This window comes from Nitrobacter sp. TKz-YC02 (assembly GCF_049852135.1).
In the GTDB taxonomy this organism is placed as follows: domain Bacteria; phylum Pseudomonadota; class Alphaproteobacteria; order Rhizobiales; family Xanthobacteraceae; genus Nitrobacter; species Nitrobacter vulgaris.
In genome coordinates, this window is sequence record NZ_CP180728.1 from 1,495,841 (window position 1) to 1,512,053 (window position 16,213).

At 57.3% G+C, this 16,213-nt stretch carries 21 protein-coding genes; 17 read left to right on the forward strand and 4 right to left on the reverse strand.

What is annotated here, in order from left to right:
* Positions 1-12: 12 nt before the first annotated feature.
* The 5 genes from ACM561_RS07025 (at position 13) to ACM561_RS07045 (ending at position 5,961) form a co-directional block, all read left to right on the forward strand.
* Positions 13-444, forward strand: coding sequence for a hypothetical protein (locus ACM561_RS07025; RefSeq protein ID WP_425909033.1), 432 nt, complete (start codon positions 13-15; stop codon positions 442-444).
* A complete protein-coding gene (locus tag ACM561_RS07030; RefSeq protein WP_425909034.1) occupies positions 441-638 on the forward strand; it encodes a hypothetical protein in 198 nt (65 codons plus the stop codon). The genes ACM561_RS07025 and ACM561_RS07030 overlap by 4 nt, the downstream gene beginning before the upstream one ends.
* Entirely contained in the window at positions 638-1,360 is a 723-nt protein-coding gene (locus ACM561_RS07035; protein ID WP_425909035.1) for a hypothetical protein, read from the forward strand. The genes ACM561_RS07030 and ACM561_RS07035 overlap by 1 nt, the downstream gene beginning before the upstream one ends.
* 7 nt (positions 1,361-1,367) lie before the next feature.
* Entirely contained in the window at positions 1,368-3,056 is a 1,689-nt protein-coding gene (locus ACM561_RS07040; RefSeq protein WP_425909037.1) for a hypothetical protein, read from the forward strand.
* A gap of 328 nt (positions 3,057-3,384) precedes the next feature.
* On the forward strand, positions 3,385-5,961 hold the full coding sequence (locus ACM561_RS07045; protein ID WP_425909039.1) for a hypothetical protein: 2,577 nt from the start codon (positions 3,385-3,387) through the stop codon (positions 5,959-5,961).
* Positions 5,962-6,439: 478 nt separating this feature from the next.
* On the opposite strand, the gene ACM561_RS07050 is transcribed toward ACM561_RS07045, so the two are convergent.
* From ACM561_RS07050 to ACM561_RS07060, 3 genes are all read right to left on the reverse strand, one after another.
* Complete coding sequence (locus ACM561_RS07050; RefSeq protein ID WP_425909040.1) at positions 6,440-6,715, reverse strand: hypothetical protein; 276 nt, start codon at positions 6,713-6,715, stop codon at positions 6,440-6,442.
* A 91-nt stretch (positions 6,716-6,806) separates the two neighbouring features.
* Complete coding sequence (locus ACM561_RS07055; RefSeq protein ID WP_425909042.1) at positions 6,807-6,983, reverse strand: hypothetical protein; 177 nt, start codon at positions 6,981-6,983, stop codon at positions 6,807-6,809.
* 409 nt (positions 6,984-7,392) lie between these two features.
* Positions 7,393-7,668 carry an Arc family DNA-binding protein gene (locus ACM561_RS07060; protein WP_425909044.1) on the reverse strand — a complete coding sequence of 92 codons (276 nt, stop codon included), beginning with the start codon at positions 7,666-7,668 and terminating at the stop codon, positions 7,393-7,395.
* Positions 7,669-7,758: 90 nt separating this feature from the next.
* Between ACM561_RS07060 and ACM561_RS07065 the strand changes: the two genes are divergently transcribed.
* The 11 genes from ACM561_RS07065 (at position 7,759) to ACM561_RS07115 (ending at position 14,375) form a co-directional block, all read left to right on the forward strand.
* Positions 7,759-7,995: an Arc family DNA-binding protein gene (locus ACM561_RS07065; RefSeq protein ID WP_425909045.1), complete on the forward strand. Its 237-nt coding sequence runs from the start codon at positions 7,759-7,761 to the stop codon at positions 7,993-7,995.
* A 1-nt stretch (position 7,996) separates the two neighbouring features.
* Positions 7,997-8,806: a KilA-N domain-containing protein gene (locus ACM561_RS07070; protein ID WP_425909046.1), complete on the forward strand. Its 810-nt coding sequence runs from the start codon at positions 7,997-7,999 to the stop codon at positions 8,804-8,806.
* A gap of 15 nt (positions 8,807-8,821) precedes the next feature.
* Positions 8,822-9,016 carry a hypothetical protein gene (locus ACM561_RS07075; protein WP_425909048.1) on the forward strand — a complete coding sequence of 65 codons (195 nt, stop codon included), beginning with the start codon at positions 8,822-8,824 and terminating at the stop codon, positions 9,014-9,016.
* 86 nt (positions 9,017-9,102) lie between these two features.
* The gene (locus ACM561_RS07080; RefSeq protein ID WP_425909049.1) at positions 9,103-10,086 is read left to right on the forward strand and encodes a hypothetical protein; all 984 of its coding nucleotides are present in this window, start codon (positions 9,103-9,105) and stop codon (positions 10,084-10,086) included.
* A gap of 2 nt (positions 10,087-10,088) precedes the next feature.
* On the forward strand, positions 10,089-10,430 hold the full coding sequence (locus ACM561_RS07085) for a hypothetical protein (RefSeq protein WP_425909050.1): 342 nt from the start codon (positions 10,089-10,091) through the stop codon (positions 10,428-10,430).
* Positions 10,427-11,725, forward strand: a complete 1,299-nt coding sequence (locus tag ACM561_RS07090; protein ID WP_425909052.1) for a hypothetical protein — start codon at positions 10,427-10,429, stop codon at positions 11,723-11,725. The genes ACM561_RS07085 and ACM561_RS07090 overlap by 4 nt, the downstream gene beginning before the upstream one ends.
* Before the next feature lie 429 nt (positions 11,726-12,154).
* A complete protein-coding gene (locus ACM561_RS07095; protein WP_425909054.1) occupies positions 12,155-12,685 on the forward strand; it encodes an HNH endonuclease in 531 nt (176 codons plus the stop codon).
* A 12-nt stretch (positions 12,686-12,697) separates the two neighbouring features.
* Positions 12,698-13,372, forward strand: a complete 675-nt coding sequence (locus tag ACM561_RS07100; protein WP_425909055.1) for a hypothetical protein — start codon at positions 12,698-12,700, stop codon at positions 13,370-13,372.
* Positions 13,369-13,746 (forward strand): hypothetical protein, encoded by a 378-nt coding sequence (locus tag ACM561_RS07105; RefSeq protein WP_425909057.1) that lies wholly within the window; start codon positions 13,369-13,371, stop codon positions 13,744-13,746. Before ACM561_RS07100 ends, ACM561_RS07105 begins: the two co-directional genes overlap by 4 nt.
* On the forward strand, positions 13,743-14,135 hold the full coding sequence (locus ACM561_RS07110; RefSeq protein ID WP_425909058.1) for a hypothetical protein: 393 nt from the start codon (positions 13,743-13,745) through the stop codon (positions 14,133-14,135). The genes ACM561_RS07105 and ACM561_RS07110 overlap by 4 nt, the downstream gene beginning before the upstream one ends.
* 9 nt (positions 14,136-14,144) lie before the next feature.
* A complete protein-coding gene (locus ACM561_RS07115) occupies positions 14,145-14,375 on the forward strand; it encodes a hypothetical protein (RefSeq protein WP_425909060.1) in 231 nt (76 codons plus the stop codon).
* A 403-nt stretch (positions 14,376-14,778) separates the two neighbouring features.
* Here the strand turns inward: ACM561_RS07115 and ACM561_RS07120 are convergent, their stop codons facing one another.
* Positions 14,779-15,321: a hypothetical protein gene (locus tag ACM561_RS07120; RefSeq protein WP_425909061.1), complete on the reverse strand. Its 543-nt coding sequence runs from the start codon at positions 15,319-15,321 to the stop codon at positions 14,779-14,781.
* A gap of 398 nt (positions 15,322-15,719) precedes the next feature.
* Between ACM561_RS07120 and ACM561_RS07125 the strand changes: the two genes are divergently transcribed.
* Positions 15,720-16,100, forward strand: a complete 381-nt coding sequence (locus ACM561_RS07125; RefSeq protein ID WP_425909063.1) for a hypothetical protein — start codon at positions 15,720-15,722, stop codon at positions 16,098-16,100.
* Positions 16,101-16,213: the final 113 nt, after the last annotated feature.

A 16,213-nucleotide genomic window follows, 5' to 3' on the forward strand; every position in this document is an offset into this window, starting at 1 on the left:
GGCCCGATTATTATGGCAGATGATCTTAGTCTTGCCTCTCTTGGCTTGAATCCGAACCTCGCCGGTCGCGTCCCAGGTCAGAGCTATAATACGCCACTTGGTATGCTTGGTGAGATGGCCTTTCGGCAGTGGGTTCAGAGCAATAACGTACCATTCAACCCTGACGCGACCACGCCGCAGGATTACGATATGCGCGGCTTTTATCAGGGGTTGCAGCAACAGAACCCGAAGGCAACAACGGCGGTCAACTCGAACGATGGCCGGCTGCATTTCCCTGACTATTGGAAAACCCCACTCCATCAGAGCTTTTCGAACGAAAGCCAATGGGCTGGGCCGAACGCGCCAAGTTGGAATGAGCAGGATCAATTAGTGAGTCCGAATGGGCGCATTGTCTTTGACGAGCGGCGGCCGAAAACATTGGCTGATCTGGTTGGTATGCGGTGAAGATCAAGCCTCCTGGTCAGGATGTACCGATCCAGCTTGCTGACGGGTCGATGGAGCCGCTTTGGTACGCCTTCCTCACGCAGAAACGGAACGTATTGGAAGCTGACGACGTGGACAACAGCACGCCGATCACGAACGGTCAGGCGCTTATCTACAACAGCACCACCAAGAAGCTGACGCCGGGAGCGAATTGATGGGCCTCTTTGACAGCCTGTTCGGCAATCCGAACAAAGGTGCGGCTGACGCTAACCGCGCGCTTTATGGCAATTTGCAGAGCCTTGGCAGCCAATACCTACAGCAGGGCTATGACACGGGCGTCGAAAACATCAACAAGGCCCGCGAGTCGTTTTCGCCACTCTCCGATCTCGGGAAGAAATACGGCGGTGCGACTGACTTGTATTTGGACGCGTTGGGAACAAACGGTTCAGCAGGCAATGCGCGCGCGACCGGCGCGTTTCAGGCTGGGCCGGGATATGAGTTTGCATTGGATCAGGGTCTTAACGCGCTGAACCGTCGCCGCGCTGCGGGTGGGATGTTGGATAGCGGAAACGCCGATCTGGACGCGATTAAGTTCGGCACAGGCCTTGCCGATCAGACATACGGCGACTGGTTGTCGCGCCTTGGCGGGCTTGTGAATCCTGAACTGTCGGCAACGTCTGGCGCTGCGGTTGGTACCGCTGGCTCTTTCAATGATCTCGCGAGCCTCGCTCAGAATAACGCAATGAACAAGGTTGGTTTAGCTAACCAAGCGACGGCCGGCCAGACGAGCGCGAATTCACTTGAGGCTCAAGGCGAAGCGTCGTCTGCCAAGAACCTGTTGGGGTTGGGGGCTGGATTGCTAAGCCTTGGCACAGGCGGCGGAGCCACCATCGGCGGCACGTTGCTAAGCGGCCTCGGCGGCATGTTCAAGAGGTAGGTGACGCATGGCGCTTTCTCTCACGTCTCTGCCGCAGCTTGGCGCTCCGCAGTATGGCGCACCGGATAATGATCTTACGCCGCAGCTCGCGGGCTTGGTCCAAAACCTCAACGAAGGGCAGGAGAGAGCAACCCTCGCTGATCTGGGACGCGATCTTGCGAGCGGAAAGCTGGATTATAAGCAGGCGGCCGGCAAGGTAGCTTCGCTTGGTGACCTATCGAGCACGATGACATTGCTTAAGCTCGGGCAGGCTCAGGATGCGAGCAAGGCGTTTGGCGACTCATTGACCTCGATGTATGGCGGTGCCCCGCAGCAGGCACCCACGGCGAATGCAGGCGATCCCAGGGGCATCCGCAACAACAATCCGTTGAACCTTGAAGCATCGCCCTTCACACAGAAGCAGCCTGGGTTCAGTGGATCGGACGGCCGGTTCGGTCAGTTCGGGTCGATGGAACAAGGTCTAGAGGCTGCTGGCAATCTCCTACAATCTTATGCTCAGCGCGGGATCAACACGGTATCTGGTATCATTAACCGCTGGGCACCGGCCAATGACGGGAATCCGGTCAACGCATATGCGCAGTTCGTCGCGCGCAAGGCCGGCGTTGATCCGAACACGCCGATTGATCTGAATGACCCTTCGCTGCGCCAGCGTGTTGTCGGGGCGATGGCGGAGTTCGAGAACGGCAGGCCGGTTCAGGTTGCCTCAAATGATCCTGCAGCGTTGCCGGCCAACGTGCAGCCGACGCAGGGCTTCGCCATACCCGGACAGCAACAGCCAGGAGGCATCAGCCCGCGTGCTCTTCAACTCATTAAAATGATGTCCGTCCCCGGAATTTCGGATGCCCAGAAAGATGCGGGCGGCAAGCTGCTCGCAGCCGAATTGGATCAGAGTAAGCTTCCTGATCAGGTGAAACAGTACGTCTTTGCGCGGTCTCAAGATCCGACGATCGGTTCTATGACTGACTGGATCCGTGGCAATAAGGCTGCTGGCAAGCCTGTGGTCAATGTTGACACTCAGGGCCAGAATGCTTTTGCGAAAGCAGGAGGCGAAGCCGTTGCCAAGCGTTTCGAGAAGCTGAGCGAGGAGGGCGACGCTGCAACGCAAGATTTGGCTCTTGTCGGCCAGCTCAGAGATTTGGGCCAGCAGATCACGACCGGAGGGGCGGCGGCTGTTCAAGGTAAGCTGGCAGAGTTTGGCATCAAGGTCGGCAAGAACGTTGGCGAGATCGAAGCTTACGGGGCGATTGTCGACAAGCTAACTCCGCAGCAGCGTGTTCCCGGCTCCGGTGCCAGCTCTGACCTTGACGTGAAGATGTTCAAGGGCAGCCTCCCTTCGCTAATCAAAACTCCGGAGGGTAACGAGATCATTCAGAACACGCTTGCTGGCGTCGCTCAGTATAAGGTTGATCGGGCGAAGATTGCAGAAGCGGCGCTGGCTGGTGACATAGAACCGAAGGAAGCGATCAAACAGCTTCGTGCTTTGCCGAACCCCTACGACACCTTCAAGAAGTTCGCGAAGGGCGGGTTTAAGGCTGATCCGAATGCGTCTGCATCGAAGCAGCGCACTCAGATGGCACCGCAGGACGTTGACGCTTCACTGTCCAATGCGCGGGCGGCTATCGCTCGTAATCCCGCGATCCGCAATTCCGTTATCAAGCGACTGCGGGAAAATGGGCTCGATCCTGGCGGGCTGTGAGGGAACGCGGCGATTTTCAAGTCTCTGGCGCACGTCGGTAACGACGTTTCGCACCATGATCCCGATTAGCCATGGAAGAACCGTCACGAGGAACGCAATTATACCGGCAACTATAGCGATGGATGCGACGGAAATGTCTTTTGGTGCGCTCTTGTCCGTCATGAATAAAAACATTACGCCGCCGAAAATTCCGACCTGCGCGATCTTGACGAGGGTTTGATACATGCCGGCTCTTACTTTTGATGACCTTCTAGACCAAGCCCCGTCAGGTGGTGGCGTCAGGACTATCCCCGCTCAAGATGGTCGCCCAGCTCGTGTCATCATGGACATGAGCCAGAGTGCGCCGAAATCGAGCGGGCCACTGACGTTCGATGACCTTATCCCGGAATCCGGGATGGATAAAGCCGGTCGCTACGCAGAGGATATCGGCAGGAGCGCGGTTTCTGGACTAGACGCTGGGGTGGCGGGGTTGGCTGGGCTGCCAGCGAGCATCACGAAGGGTGTGGCATATGCATTCGACCGAGGGCAATCTTATCTTCAGGGTCGCCCTGTCGAAGAAATCGAGGCTGAAAACGACAAGAACGCGCTGATCTCGCGCGATACCCTCAACTATTATTCCCCCGAGGCCATCCACCAACGCTCCGGCCTCGCCTACACCCCACGAACCACAGCCGGCGAATACGCTCACACGATCGGAGAGTTCGCGCCGAATGCCCTAATTCCAGGCGGAGCAATAGCCCGCGTAGGGCAGGTACTAGCCCCGGCGTTGGCGTCGGAAACAGCAGGTCAGTTGACCAAAGGCGGGGCATTCGAGGGACCGGCGAGGTTCGCAGGTGCGCTGGCAGGCGGTATCGGGGCTGCGATGGCAAGCCGCCCAGCCACGGCGGCGCGCGCGCTTCAAGAGCAACTCCCGAGAGGCGTGACGCCACAGATGGTCGACCAGGCCGAGGCGTTGATGGGGCAGGCGCGCCAACAGGGCATTGACCTGTCTTGGCCTGAAGCCTTGTCACAAGTGGCGCAGCGCCCGGTGCTAACCGATACAATGCGGCATCTGGAGGCCGCTCCGCAGACTTCCGCGCAGATGGGAGAGTTCTTCGGGCACCGGCCGCAGCAAGTAGAGCAAGCCGCTCGCGGGCAGTTCGATCAGATAGCGCCCGTCAATTATGCTCCGGAGAGTGTTGGCCAGAACGTCTCGGCGACCGCGCGCCAGTTTGTGGAAGAATCTCCCGAAGCCGGGATACTGGCGGACAACCTTTTTCGCGCCGGTCCACGGGCGACCCCTGAACAGGCCGGGGTGACGATCCAGAATGAATTGCGCAACGTCTATGATCGCCGTGAAGGAATGCGCGCGGCCTTGGCGGATCAGGACTACACGGCTGCCCGAGGTGCCCCGGCCACAGTCCCTCTCAACGGCGGGCATCGGGTTGCCGATGTCACCACGCACTATCTTGATCGGCCGAACGTCCCGATCATTCTCGATCAAGCCGAGCGAGACGCGGCAAAAGCGCAGTGGCTGAAGGATAACAACCCGACCGCGCGCATGCCTATTCTTGGTGAGCGCCCGACGCAGTTTTCGCAAGTAGACGCCGCGTCTGTCGTCAATCATATTGACGCGGCGCTGGACACCGCCAAAGGTTCGGTTCGTCAGGTGTTGCAGGCTGCCAAGTCCGCATTGATGAAGCCGGGCGGAGAGATCGATGGGAGTGTTGCCGGTCTGCATGATTCCCGCGTCGCGATCACAGATTTGATAGATCAGGCCAAGCGAGCCGGGGCGAACGGCGCGGTTCGTGAGCTGGAAGGCGTTCTCGGTACGCTTGACCGCGCCCTCGAACAAGTTCCTGCTTACCAAGCGGCGCGGAAGAACTTTCAGGCCGCGTCTCGTCCGCTCAATGTCTTTGAAGGCAACCGCGCGCCGGGACGGATCGTTGAGCGCGATCAGTACAACAGTAATTTCGTACTTCCTCCTGATCGTGCGACGGCGGCAATTGAACAGGGTGGCCCGTCTGCGGCGCGTGACTTCAATTCTGTGGCGACGCCAGCGGCGCGAGAAGCGTTCGAACAAAACATTGTCACGCAAGTTCTCGATAAGGCAAGCCGCGAAGGCGCTGATCTGTCGGCAGACGGTATCCGGCAGGCCCTTCGGCAGAACGAGGATTTGCTTCGTCAGTATCCCGGCGTGAGGGACAAGCTGGAAAGCATTGCTATTGCGCGTGAAGGACTGGCGAAGGTCGAGCAGTTGCCGATCGGTAAACTTGCCAAGCGCGACCTGACGACGAAGAAAGCGGTCGATGCATTGTTCCCGGCAAACCCGCTGCCTAACTCTCAACATGAGATTGCTTCGACGGTAGAGGAGCTAGCAAAGCGTAGCCCGTCTGTGGCTAACCAACTGGTTCGCATCCACGTCGAAAGCACGTTCAACAACGCGGCCAAGGATCTGCAGACCGGTGCAAATCAGGCGGCGGGCGCAAAATTCCGCGTCCAGTTGATCGGGAATTCGCAACAGCGCGCCAATCTGCAAGCTGCCGTTGAGGCGCTGCCGCACGGGGCTGATCGGTGGCAGGGATTCAATCGCTTCCTTGATATCCTTGAAGCAACCGGGACGCGCCAAGGTATCGGTAGCCGCACAGCTTACAACGAGCAGTTCTTCAAAGAGGCGGCGAAGGGTGGTGTCGCCGGGGATGTCGTAAAGACCGGCGCAAACCCGCTCAGTATGGGGCAGCGTTTTGTTGACCGTTACCAGCAATGGAAGCTTGGCCGTAACCTCAGTGATCTTGCTGGCATCCTGACGAATCCAGGCTCGGGAAATATGCTGAGAGCTATTGCCAGGGCACCCAATCAAAGCGCGGCCACCGCGATCGCACTGCGGCTCGCCACGTCAGTCAATTCGGCCCGCAACGAGCGATAGGTCGCGCTGCTCAAGAGGATGATTGGAGTAGGACATGTCTAGTTTCGACTTTTCGAGATACTGGACGCCGAGTCAGCCTCTTGAGTCAGAAGTTCAGATAATCCGCGCGCGTGCTCGACTGGGAGGCTGTATTGTATCTCGGTGTCGAGACCACGATCAAGGATCAGAGCGATTGTTCCAGAGTCTGTGGTCCCAGCGTTCCAAGTCTGGACTGGAAGAAGGTGAACTGAAGACCAGACGCCATGAGTTTCAGAGGGCACTTCCATAAGTCGGCGGCGGGCTTCTCCTGCCAATGTCTGCATAGCTCCTGCCGGGATTGCGATTGAGTATCCGCTGGCGTCCTTGACGATCAGACAGAGAACGCCATCAACCTCGCGCCATTCGCTGTTTTTAACTTTTGATGTCATCTACCTGTCCCGATTGCCAAGCAGTTCGTCGTCAGGGATCATGGAGTTAGGTATGCAAACGACTGACCCGTCTATTCTGGTTGAGCTTTCGCCAATCTCCGCAACTGCGAAATCTCGCTTAGTATCCGAGATAGAGCGTCGTGAATCTCAGCGGATAGCATATCGGACTGCTCGGGCGTTGCGCCTTCTACTGTTGCCCAAAGTTCTTTTTCGAGAAGTGTGCGATGAGACTCTTCCACGTCTTGGTCGCTCGCTCCGGCAATCCGGTAGACTATGGCGAAAAGGTTGGCGAGCAGCTGCTCAATCGCGATCAGCCTCGCCTCTTGCTTGAGTTCCGCCTCCGTCATTCTATCCTCCCTCAGCCGGGGAGGATCATGCCGCGCCGAAAGATTCGCGCAAGTTTTGGCTGAAGTCGTCAGGGGTCATAACGGAGGAAACTCACCCTTCGGTCAAATCGAGCCGTCGCTCTATTCTGTCGATGCACGATGCCACGTGCGCCTGCAGACCACGCATATCGTTCTTAACTTCAGACAGGTCTTTGGCCATGTCGTTGAGCTTGGCATGAATGTCCTGCAACGTCTTGAGAAGTAGTTCGTTGGGTACGTTGTCGGTCATTTAGCGGGATGGTGATGCCTACGACGCATCTCATGTCGCGCGTACATGCCGTAGCCGTATGCGCCTGCTGCTAGCAGCACTGGCAGGACATAAAGGTAGAAAATCTGAATGTTGCTCATTGGTCATCCAGTCCATCTAGAATCGATAGCGCCACATGGTGGCATACCCATGCTGCACCCAAATAAAGCGCCGTGGTGAAAAATAACGGCGCTCCGCTGGGAAGAGTGCTCCCATTATATATGGTCGCGACGAATGGAGCCAAGACGCCAACGGTCAGGAATGCCGTAGACGCTCGATCTAGCGCATTTGCTTGCAGCTTGATTTGCTCTTTCTCGCCGTCAGTCACTTACCTAAGTATCCGTTTTTCTTAAGGAAATCGGCGGCGACGCTACTACGGCGATGCAGTTTGTCAACGCTGGTGCTTTTTTGAAAGGGCGTCGATCTTTTTAGAAAGTTCCAGGATGCGGCGGTCCAAGGCTGCCAAGGGAGGGTCATTTCTTTTGGGTCTGTTGGCTCCGCCTAGGCCAGGGGCAGTGTCGAACAGTGATGCCTCAAGCCGAGCGATGATCTCGGCATTAAGGGACCTTTTGTTAGCCGCAGCAGCGTCTTTCAGGCGATCCCTCATCCCGTCTGGGAAGCGTACAATGTACTGGTCGAGCTTCCGGCTTGGCGTGTCTTGAACCACTGCAAAACTCCGCAAACACGGTGGATAGTGAGAGTATCATCGCAATAGGCGATAAAATGCCTTGACGCAATTATATCACTAGGCGATATATTGCGTATCGCAATAGGCGATGATTCGTTGCAGGAGAACATGGCAGAACAGTACATCGTCCGCTTCCCCGAAGGGTTGCGGGACCAAATCAAGGCGCTGGCCAAGGCCAACCGCCGTTCAATGAATGCAGAAATTGTGTTCGCTCTTGAAGAGCGGATGCAGGCAGCGACGGGGGTGGGCCTTCGAAACTCAGCCCCCGCCGCTGCTCCAATCAACCAAGGCATTGGAGGTGCCTAAGATGACAAACAAAGATAACACACCGGCCCTTATCTACAACGGCGAGATCATCCGGGACCGGGCCGAAATGCTCTCCCTGACCGATATGTGGAAGGCGGCGGGAGGTGATAAGTCGCGCCAGCCTTCGGAGTGGCTGTCATCTGCCGACGCCGAACGCTTTGTTGGTGTTCTTTCCGAGGTTCTCAAACCGGACAATTCCCGGTTTGAGATTGTGAAGACGGTTCGCGGTGGCCGTTCGCCGGGGACTTGGGGCCATTGGCAGATCGCCATGGCCTACGCCAAATACCTGTCTCCCGAGTTCCATATGTGGTGCAACACGGTCGTCCGTGGTCATATGGTGGCCAACGGGCTGAAAAGTCAGCCGATTGCCACGCTCCCCGCCGATCTTGTCGAGATCATCCATCGCACTGACGGCATCGCACGATCCTCTATCCACAAAATTACGGTTCTGGAAAAGTCATTCGAGACGATGGTGCAAGCTGTCGCTGCTATCGCAGCCACTATCCAGCCTCCCGGAAGCGGTATCTACGTATCTGGCCGCACGGCGGGAGAAATCTGGAAGGCGAGTGGCTTCCCGCCGATCAAGGTCACGTCATGGTTTTCCAACCGGCTCGTGAAAATGGGCTGTCAGATCGGAGATGAACGCCGGGTACCGGTTGGCCTATCTCGCGCCAAACTGTTTGATCCGGACAAAGCCGAACTCTGGCTCCGCAATGGAGGCAGGACGATGGTTGAAGCCAAGATCAGCGAGCGTCAAGGCCAGCGCAAACTCCGTCTCGTCGGGGGCGAAGCCCCCGCGACAGCCATCTGACGGAGGATCGGGGCAATGACCGTAGCTTTGAAAGCTAGACCGGCTCACGACTACCGAGAAGATTACGAATGGTTCGATAACTGGATGTCCATGACCCCGGCTGAGAGAGAAACAGCCATCAAGCGAATGCGGGAATTGGCACCGGGGGCGGTAGAGTTAGTAGACGCCTTCGAACGCCATCATCGAAAATTACTGGCGCGAGCCGCCTAACAACACGCAACGGCGATCCTCTCGGGTCGCCGTTTTCTTTTGAGGGGTCATCTTCGGATGGCCCCTTTTTTATTAGGGGCCAATAAATGGCAGGGACGATTCCTCTCTCGTTAACGCAGCAGTTCGACGAACACGGAAGCCCGTTGTCTGGAGGATTGCTCTACATCTACCAGGCCGGCACAACTTCAACGCCGCAATCAGGCTATCAAGACTCGGACCTGACAATACCTTTGCCAAATCCGATAACGCTTGATGCGGCGGGCCGCATTCCGGCGTTCTTCCTTGCTGATGGCAGTATAAAAGTACGATTGACTGACTCAGCTGGCCTAACCCAACTAGTCGCTGATGGTCTGATGGTTATCGGCCCATCGTCTGGGGGCGGTGGTGGCGGTTCAGTCGATGCGACCACGGTCTTTGCCACTGGCGACGTTAAGGCCCGATATGGGGTGGGCACACTCAGCGGTTGGGTACGGCTGAACGGCCGAACGATTGGCTCAGCCACATCAGGAGCGACAGAGCGCGCCAACTCCGACGCTCAACAGCTTTTTGAATATGCTTGGGGGGCGGATGCGGGCTTAGCCGTGAGCGGCGGGCGAGGAGCGTCGGCAAATGCGGATTGGCTCGCGAACAAAACGCTGACGCTTCCAGATTTTCGCGGTCGTGTCGTGGCCGGCATGGACGACATGGGGAATACGGCGGCTGGACGGCTGACCTCTGCCGGAGCAGTTACAGGAACGACGCTTGGCTATGGCGGCGGTTCCCAGTTTCACACCATGACTACTGGTCAGATGCCGCAGCACGCGCATACAGCGTCAACAACAAACGCTGCATCGACTTATACGCTCCATATAAATGGCTTCCAAACGACCATCGATCGAACTGCAATATCAAGCATAAATACTGGAGCGTTTGGACCAGCGTTCACCGCAGTCGATGACTCCCAGAATCCGTCTGTGACCATGCCATCGGGCGCTCTTTCTCTCAGCACCACAGTCAATAACGCCGGCAGCAGCGAGCCGTTCAACATCGTGCAGCCGACGATTGTCGTAACCTATTATGTGAAGCTGTAGCCATGACCATCACCCTCAATTCCTCCGTTACGAACAATGCAGACTGGAAAACTCAATTCCAGTTCACGGACGGCGAGACCGGCGATTTGATCGATTTCACCGGGGCAACAATTGAAGTTGAAGTAAGAGATTCGGACGGATGCAAGAAGATCGAAGCATCCACTGGCAACGGCAAGCTAGCGATCATTTCGACCGGCATATTCGAGATGACTATCCCGGCCTCTGAAATGCAGGGCCTTTGTCCTGCAAACTATCAAGCTGGCGGAGTCTATTCGCTGAACGGTGAAACGATTTCGCTGTTCACCGGAACGCTTTCCATCGTGAGTGGAGTTGCGCGGCTGTGACTGTTCCTGTTCTCAAAATAAAGGTTCTTCCCAAGCCAGTCCTCAAGGGCAGAATGGACGTTCGCTTCCCGGCGAATATTCACACTCAGAAGTTCCTGAAAGTCAGCCGCGCGAACGGAACATACACGTTCGATATTGACTATAGCCTTTTGACGACAGGGCCCATTGTTGATCCGGCAACGGCCTACATTGCGATCGAAGACCACTCGGCAGGACTGTATAAAACAGTTACGCTCGCCTCATTGCTGATCAGTGGTCTTGATGCTGACCTTCAGGCCATTGCTGCGTTGACTGGTGCGGGAATTCTTGCTCGCACGGCAGATGATACCTGGGCACTTCGAACCGTTACAGGCACTGCCAACGAAATCACGGTCACGAATGGAGCAGGGACGGCAGGCAATCCGACGCTGTCACTGCCGGCTGCGCTTACTTTTACCGGCAAGGCGATAACAGGAGGAACGTTCACATCTCCGATTTTTGTGACGCCTGCACTCGGAACGCCGGCCTCTGGAACGCTCACCAATGCGACGGGCTTACCGGTCGCAAGCGGGATCAGCGGGCTTGGAACTGGAGTCGCCACGTTTCTCGCAACACCTTCCAGTGCGAACCTTCGTGCTGCGTTGACGGACGAGACCGGCACTGGCGTGGCTTATTTCGTTGGTGGCGCGCTTGGCACTCCAGCGTCAGGCACAGCTACCAATCTGACGGGGTTGCCGCTTTCGACCGGTGTAACGGGCAACCTTCCTGTTGGTAACTTGAATAGCGGGTCGGCCGCATCAAGCTCTACGTTTTGGCGCGGCGATGGGACGTGGGCAACCCCGGCAGGTGGTGGCAACGTCTCGAATACGGGAACGCCTACATCTGGCCAATTCGCGCTCTGGACAAGCTCGACGGTCGTGCAAGGTGTGTCGCCCGCCAGTAAATCGGACCAGCAAACCGGCACGTCTACAACTAATGCCGTCACGCCATCGCAGCAGCAGAGCCATGATAGCGCGGTAAAGGCTTTCGCTGTGGTGACGCAGTCTGGCGGGACATATACGCTGGAGGCTAGTAGCTACGGCATAGCCTCTATATCAAAGAACTCTGCCGGGTCCGTCACGTTGACACTGTCAACAGCCATGTCGTCGGTAAATTATGCTGTCGTGGGTTTTTTATCTCAAACACCTGTGGGGACGATCCAAGAGGCCGGGTCCAATCGAACGACGACGACGTTCGAGGTCAGGATGTCGACAACTGGTTCATCGCCCGTCGCGCTGGATAGCGGCTTTAATTGCATGGTCTTGGGTCGTCAGTGACCGTGCGGCGCGATCTGCGCGACGAAAATCATCAGCGTGAGCAAGACCGCTCCAAGTATGGCGGCCGCAATCATCGCGTCTCTTGTTGGAATATCCATGACAGCCCTCTGCGCTGCCCGGCTGGTGCCGGGTGGTTAGTAATCAGCAGCAGAGGTTGCTGACCCCCATTATTACCGCCACGCACGGGAGCGACCCGGCGCTGCTACTAACGGCTATTCGTGGGGCCACCCGGCCTAAGCGGGAAACCTCTGCTGCGTTCGCGGGCCGGGTACTAAGCCGTCACCGCTGACCCCTCCTACCACAGGACCAACCCAATGCCCAACCTCGATTCCGGGGGCGCTAGGGCATTGACCGTTCACCGCGGCGCGTAGCCCGCCGCAATCCACAAAAACCTGAACCGACCAACCCATCTTCCGGGAGCGTGAACCTATGAGCGAACGAGAACCAGCATCTATCCAATACAAAAATGACCTGACACTTGATCGGCTGAAAGAGGTTCTTTCATACGATCCCGAGACAGGATTTTTTGTGTGGCTTGTCCAGCTTGGTTGGAAGGGCCCGGTCGGTAAGCGGGCAGGAACTCGGCATAGCCGGGGCTATGTCCACATCATGATCGATCAGAAGCTATATTTGGTGCACCGGCTAGCTTGGTTTTACGTGGCTGGCCAATGGCCTTCTAATCAGATCGATCACTTGGACTGCGATAGGTCCAATAATCGCTTTGCCAACCTGCGCCAAGCTACCACCAGCCAGAACAACCAAAACCGACAGAAGCGACCGGGTGGCGCGTCCAAGTTCAAGGGCGTGTCGTGGCACGTCCAAAATCGCATGTGGGAAGCGCGCATCAAGCGCGATCGCCAACAAATCCGGCTCGGTCTCTACAGAACCGAGGAGGAGGCACATGCCGCGTACTGCAAGGCGGCCAATGAGATGTTTGGCAGCTTCGCGCGTGCAGCTTAGGGGAGGCTAAAAATGGAACCAGCTTCGATAAGAACGAAAAACCCCGGCGCGATGTGGGGCAGTCCCCTCGCAATCAAGTGGGGTGCCGCTCGCAAGGCTGTCACGCTCAATGATGGTAAGGGGCAGGGCAACAATATCGCGGTCTTCCCGACCTATGTTCAGGGCATCTGCGCGCAGCTCGACCTGTGGCGCTCCTCGAAAAACTACAAGAATAAGCGTTTTGCCGACGCCATCGCCATCTGGTCAGGCGGCAATTACGTCGAAAGTTACATCAAGTTCGTGCTGGTCCGCGTGCCGGGCATGACCCGCAACACAATCATGAATGATGCCTTCTGGCAGTCGCCATCGGGCATCGCCTTCCTCAAAGCTCAAGCGTGGCACGAGGCCGGTAAACAGTATCCCGCGCCCGATGCAGACTGGATCGAAGCGCAGCGCCGGGTGTTTTCCGGCGTCCCGACGCCGAACACGGTCAGGAAGGCGGTTGTCTCGATCGGCTCCGGAGCGGCATCCGGCACCGTCGCGGGAACGCAGGCCGGTCTTAGCCTGCCTGCGGCTCTCGCAATCGGCCTCGGCATCGCGCTCGTCGTCTTTCTGGTCTGGAAGTTCAAGCTCAAGAATGCTGAGCAGGACACGCCTCATCCTACCCTCGTGGCTCCGGCTAATATCGTCGAGGGGGCATCGACATGAACTGGCTGGTCTTTCTCGTTCTCGTCGTACCCGGCTTGATCGTCGGCTACGCTATTTTCCTCCGCCCGATGCTGCGCGCCATGCCGGCGTTCAAGCAGTTTTATGCCGAGGCAGACGGCTTCTGGCAGAAGGCCTGGGCGCTGTGCGGGCGGTCCGCCACCTTGGCATTCGCCTATTTTATTCAGGCTGTGAGTTGGGTTTTGCAGTGGATTGATCCTATCGCAAATTTTCTTGGCGATCCCGAACTCCGGCAGCAGATCACGGAGACGCTCGGCTCGAACCCGAAGCTTTTGGGCTACGTGCTGATGGGTATTTCCTTCATCACCATCGCGGCGCGCGTGCGGTCGATCGTGAAGCAGGACGTAGCGCAATGACCGCAATCCTCTCGTGGCTCGCGTCGCTCCTGACTGGCCCGCTGCTCAACAAGGCGCTGGATGCCTATAAGGCCAAGCTGTCGGCCGGCAATGACCATGACCGCATAGCGGCTGATCTGGCGACGCGAGAACTGGCCGTACAGCAGCGCGAGGCCGAGCTGCAAACGCAATACCGAATTGCCTCTCTCGGCAAGTGGTACGAGCCTGACAAGCTGATGGGCTACGCCGTGGCCGTCTACGTCGGCAAACTCCTGATCTACGACAAGGTGCTTGGGCTCGGCGCGACCGATCCACTTGTCGGGTGGATCGAGACGACGGCGAACCTGATCGTCGGGTTCTATTTCGCAAAGCGCGGGTTCGAAAATGTCGCGCGGATCATCAAAAAGTAGGGGTGGGGCGTGAGCGAAGCGAAGAGATTCGACGATCTCCCGGCTCGCACGAAGGACTTTCTGTCCAATCTGCGCGACGAGGAGATCGATACCCTGAGCGACGGAATCCGGCTGGTCAACGCGATCAGGACCGTCGGCACGTTCATGAAGTGGGTGATCGTCGGTCTGCTCGGCATCCTTGCCGGCTTTGTGATGGTCGGGGAGTCGATCGCCAAAATCGCCGCCTGGATGCGCGGCTGAAATCAGTTGGAGAACACTATGCGACCAACCGTCATTCTGGCGGCGCTTTGCGCTGTTCTGTTGCTGGCCGGCTGCGGCCCATCCGGACCAACTGAGGCTGACATGGCCGGCTGCGCTGTTCGCAGTGGCGGCCCTCCTATATCAACTCGTGAGGTTGCCGACTGTGCTGTTGACCGGGCGGAGAGAGAGCAGCGGCTCGATCGCTGAGGTTTGAGCCCACCTAAGCTGGGACGCGGCTGGAGGTGCTGACGTAATCGGGTTGAATCAGCCGAGCAAATAAATGAGCGCTATAACGATAACTGCGGCGGCGATCAGTATATTTCTATTGAGAGGCGTCATGACAAACCGTTCCTCCGTAAGTTAACCCCTCATCTCTCCATCCTAGTCCGAACCGGAGGGGGTGTCAGGGGCGCTTGGCGGTCTCTTCCAGAGCTCGTCGTTTGGCTTCGGCCAAAGAGAACCTACATCGAGCAATAAAGTCGTCATCTCGGCACGATGGCCTAGGCTCCCATTCCCATTCGCCGTCAGTATTCAAAACCGACGAGCCGTTCGAGATTGCCCATCGATCGTCGCCACGATCCTCAATGGAGATGGCATCACGTCCCGTTCCGACACGGAATTTTACGGCAACAATCTCGCCCATCTCACCGCTCTCCTTCACGGGGAGGGGGGGGGGGGGGGGACTGCTCATGGCCTTGGCCGTCGCAATCATCTTGGCGAGTGGCGCGCGTTCGGAGGCTGCCTCGTAGACGTAGGCGGTAATACCTTCGAGGAGGTGCGCAATCTTGTCAGGCTTGCCAGCAGCGGCCAGTGCGGCTGAAAACCCCAGTGCTGATGCCAGCGCTTCGAGAATGTTTGACATGGCCGCTGGGTCGCGAATTGTGCCACGCGACATTTCAAGGGACACGAGCGCATTCAGCTTGTCGGCAAAGGTCTGATCGCTCATGCCGCCTCTCCCTGTGAGGCGTTTTCCAAATCACGTTTTGTTCCGCCGTTTCGCATAGATTCCAGACCTCTCGTTTTCCTAAAATATTCAACGATTTCAACGAGAGGAAGGAATTCTCAGACCCTCCCTTAACTTTTACGGTTGGCGTCGAGGCGCATCCCGTGCGGCCTGAGAGATTCGTTCGAAAAATCCGTCCCTTCGATCTGGTAAGTTGCTGCCGTCAACATCGACAGCGAGAGCCGGACTGAGTATGAGTCGGGCATGATCCGGCCCGGACGGCCGGTCAAAATGGTGGTGGTATGAGACCGGATAGAGCACGGTTCGCCGACTATCCTGTACTCGATAATGGCAGAGGCAAGCGCTGAATGAGACAGGCGGGGAGAGTCTTGCGGTTTTGGATGCCCATTCTTGGTCTTGCGATCGGCCTTCAATCGGCCTGTATTCCGGCCAAATCTGATGATCTCGGGAGTAGCGGAACGTCCGTTGCAGAAGTCCAGTCCCCACCGGTTCTCCTGATCAAGGATGTGGCCGATCATCCTCGCGCCGGATCCGTGGTTCAGGTGAGCGAGGTCTCAGCTGAAAAAGGTGAGGTCTCAGCGGAAAAGGAGCTCTCAGCAGAAAAAGAAGAGGTTCCAGCGGAAAGGGAAAGAGATCACGGCGCTCGAAGTCCTCTGGAGATGCTGGCGTGGTTTCTGAAGGGCGCAGCGTCGCTGACTGCAATGGTGTTATTCTACAAAGGACTAAAATGGTGGGTGTTCCGCAATCGGCAGAGCGAGTAACGTATCCACTTCATGCGCTTCTCGCGCGACTGTTTTGACGTTTATTTGAAAGCGTCGTGTTGTCGAGAATGTCCCGCGATAGGCGGACCAGGGAAGGGCCGTCTGGACCGCCG

What these genes read in the sequence shown, in the direction of transcription:
- ACM561_RS07025 (WP_425909033.1), top strand. Translation starts at nt 13, where the DNA reads ATGGCAGATGATCTTAGTCTTGCCTCTCTTGGCTTGAATCCGAACCTC.
- ACM561_RS07035 (WP_425909035.1), top strand. Translation starts at nt 638, where the DNA reads ATGGGCCTCTTTGACAGCCTGTTCGGCAATCCGAACAAAGGTGCGGCT.
- ACM561_RS07040 (WP_425909037.1), top strand. Translation starts at nt 1,368, where the DNA reads ATGGCGCTTTCTCTCACGTCTCTGCCGCAGCTTGGCGCTCCGCAGTAT.
- ACM561_RS07045 (WP_425909039.1), top strand. Translation starts at nt 3,385, where the DNA reads ATGAGCCAGAGTGCGCCGAAATCGAGCGGGCCACTGACGTTCGATGAC.
- ACM561_RS07050 (WP_425909040.1), bottom strand. Translation starts at nt 6,715, where the DNA reads ATGACGGAGGCGGAACTCAAGCAAGAGGCGAGGCTGATCGCGATTGAG.
- ACM561_RS07055 (WP_425909042.1), bottom strand. Translation starts at nt 6,983, where the DNA reads ATGACCGACAACGTACCCAACGAACTACTTCTCAAGACGTTGCAGGAC.
- ACM561_RS07070 (WP_425909046.1), top strand. Translation starts at nt 7,997, where the DNA reads ATGACAAACAAAGATAACACACCGGCCCTTATCTACAACGGCGAGATC.
- ACM561_RS07075 (WP_425909048.1), top strand. Translation starts at nt 8,822, where the DNA reads ATGACCGTAGCTTTGAAAGCTAGACCGGCTCACGACTACCGAGAAGAT.
- ACM561_RS07080 (WP_425909049.1), top strand. Translation starts at nt 9,103, where the DNA reads ATGGCAGGGACGATTCCTCTCTCGTTAACGCAGCAGTTCGACGAACAC.
- ACM561_RS07085 (WP_425909050.1), top strand. Translation starts at nt 10,089, where the DNA reads ATGACCATCACCCTCAATTCCTCCGTTACGAACAATGCAGACTGGAAA.
- ACM561_RS07095 (WP_425909054.1), top strand. Translation starts at nt 12,155, where the DNA reads ATGAGCGAACGAGAACCAGCATCTATCCAATACAAAAATGACCTGACA.
- ACM561_RS07100 (WP_425909055.1), top strand. Translation starts at nt 12,698, where the DNA reads ATGGAACCAGCTTCGATAAGAACGAAAAACCCCGGCGCGATGTGGGGC.
- ACM561_RS07105 (WP_425909057.1), top strand. Translation starts at nt 13,369, where the DNA reads ATGAACTGGCTGGTCTTTCTCGTTCTCGTCGTACCCGGCTTGATCGTC.
- ACM561_RS07110 (WP_425909058.1), top strand. Translation starts at nt 13,743, where the DNA reads ATGACCGCAATCCTCTCGTGGCTCGCGTCGCTCCTGACTGGCCCGCTG.
- ACM561_RS07120 (WP_425909061.1), bottom strand. Translation starts at nt 15,321, where the DNA reads ATGAGCGATCAGACCTTTGCCGACAAGCTGAATGCGCTCGTGTCCCTT.
- ACM561_RS07125 (WP_425909063.1), top strand. Translation starts at nt 15,720, where the DNA reads ATGCCCATTCTTGGTCTTGCGATCGGCCTTCAATCGGCCTGTATTCCG.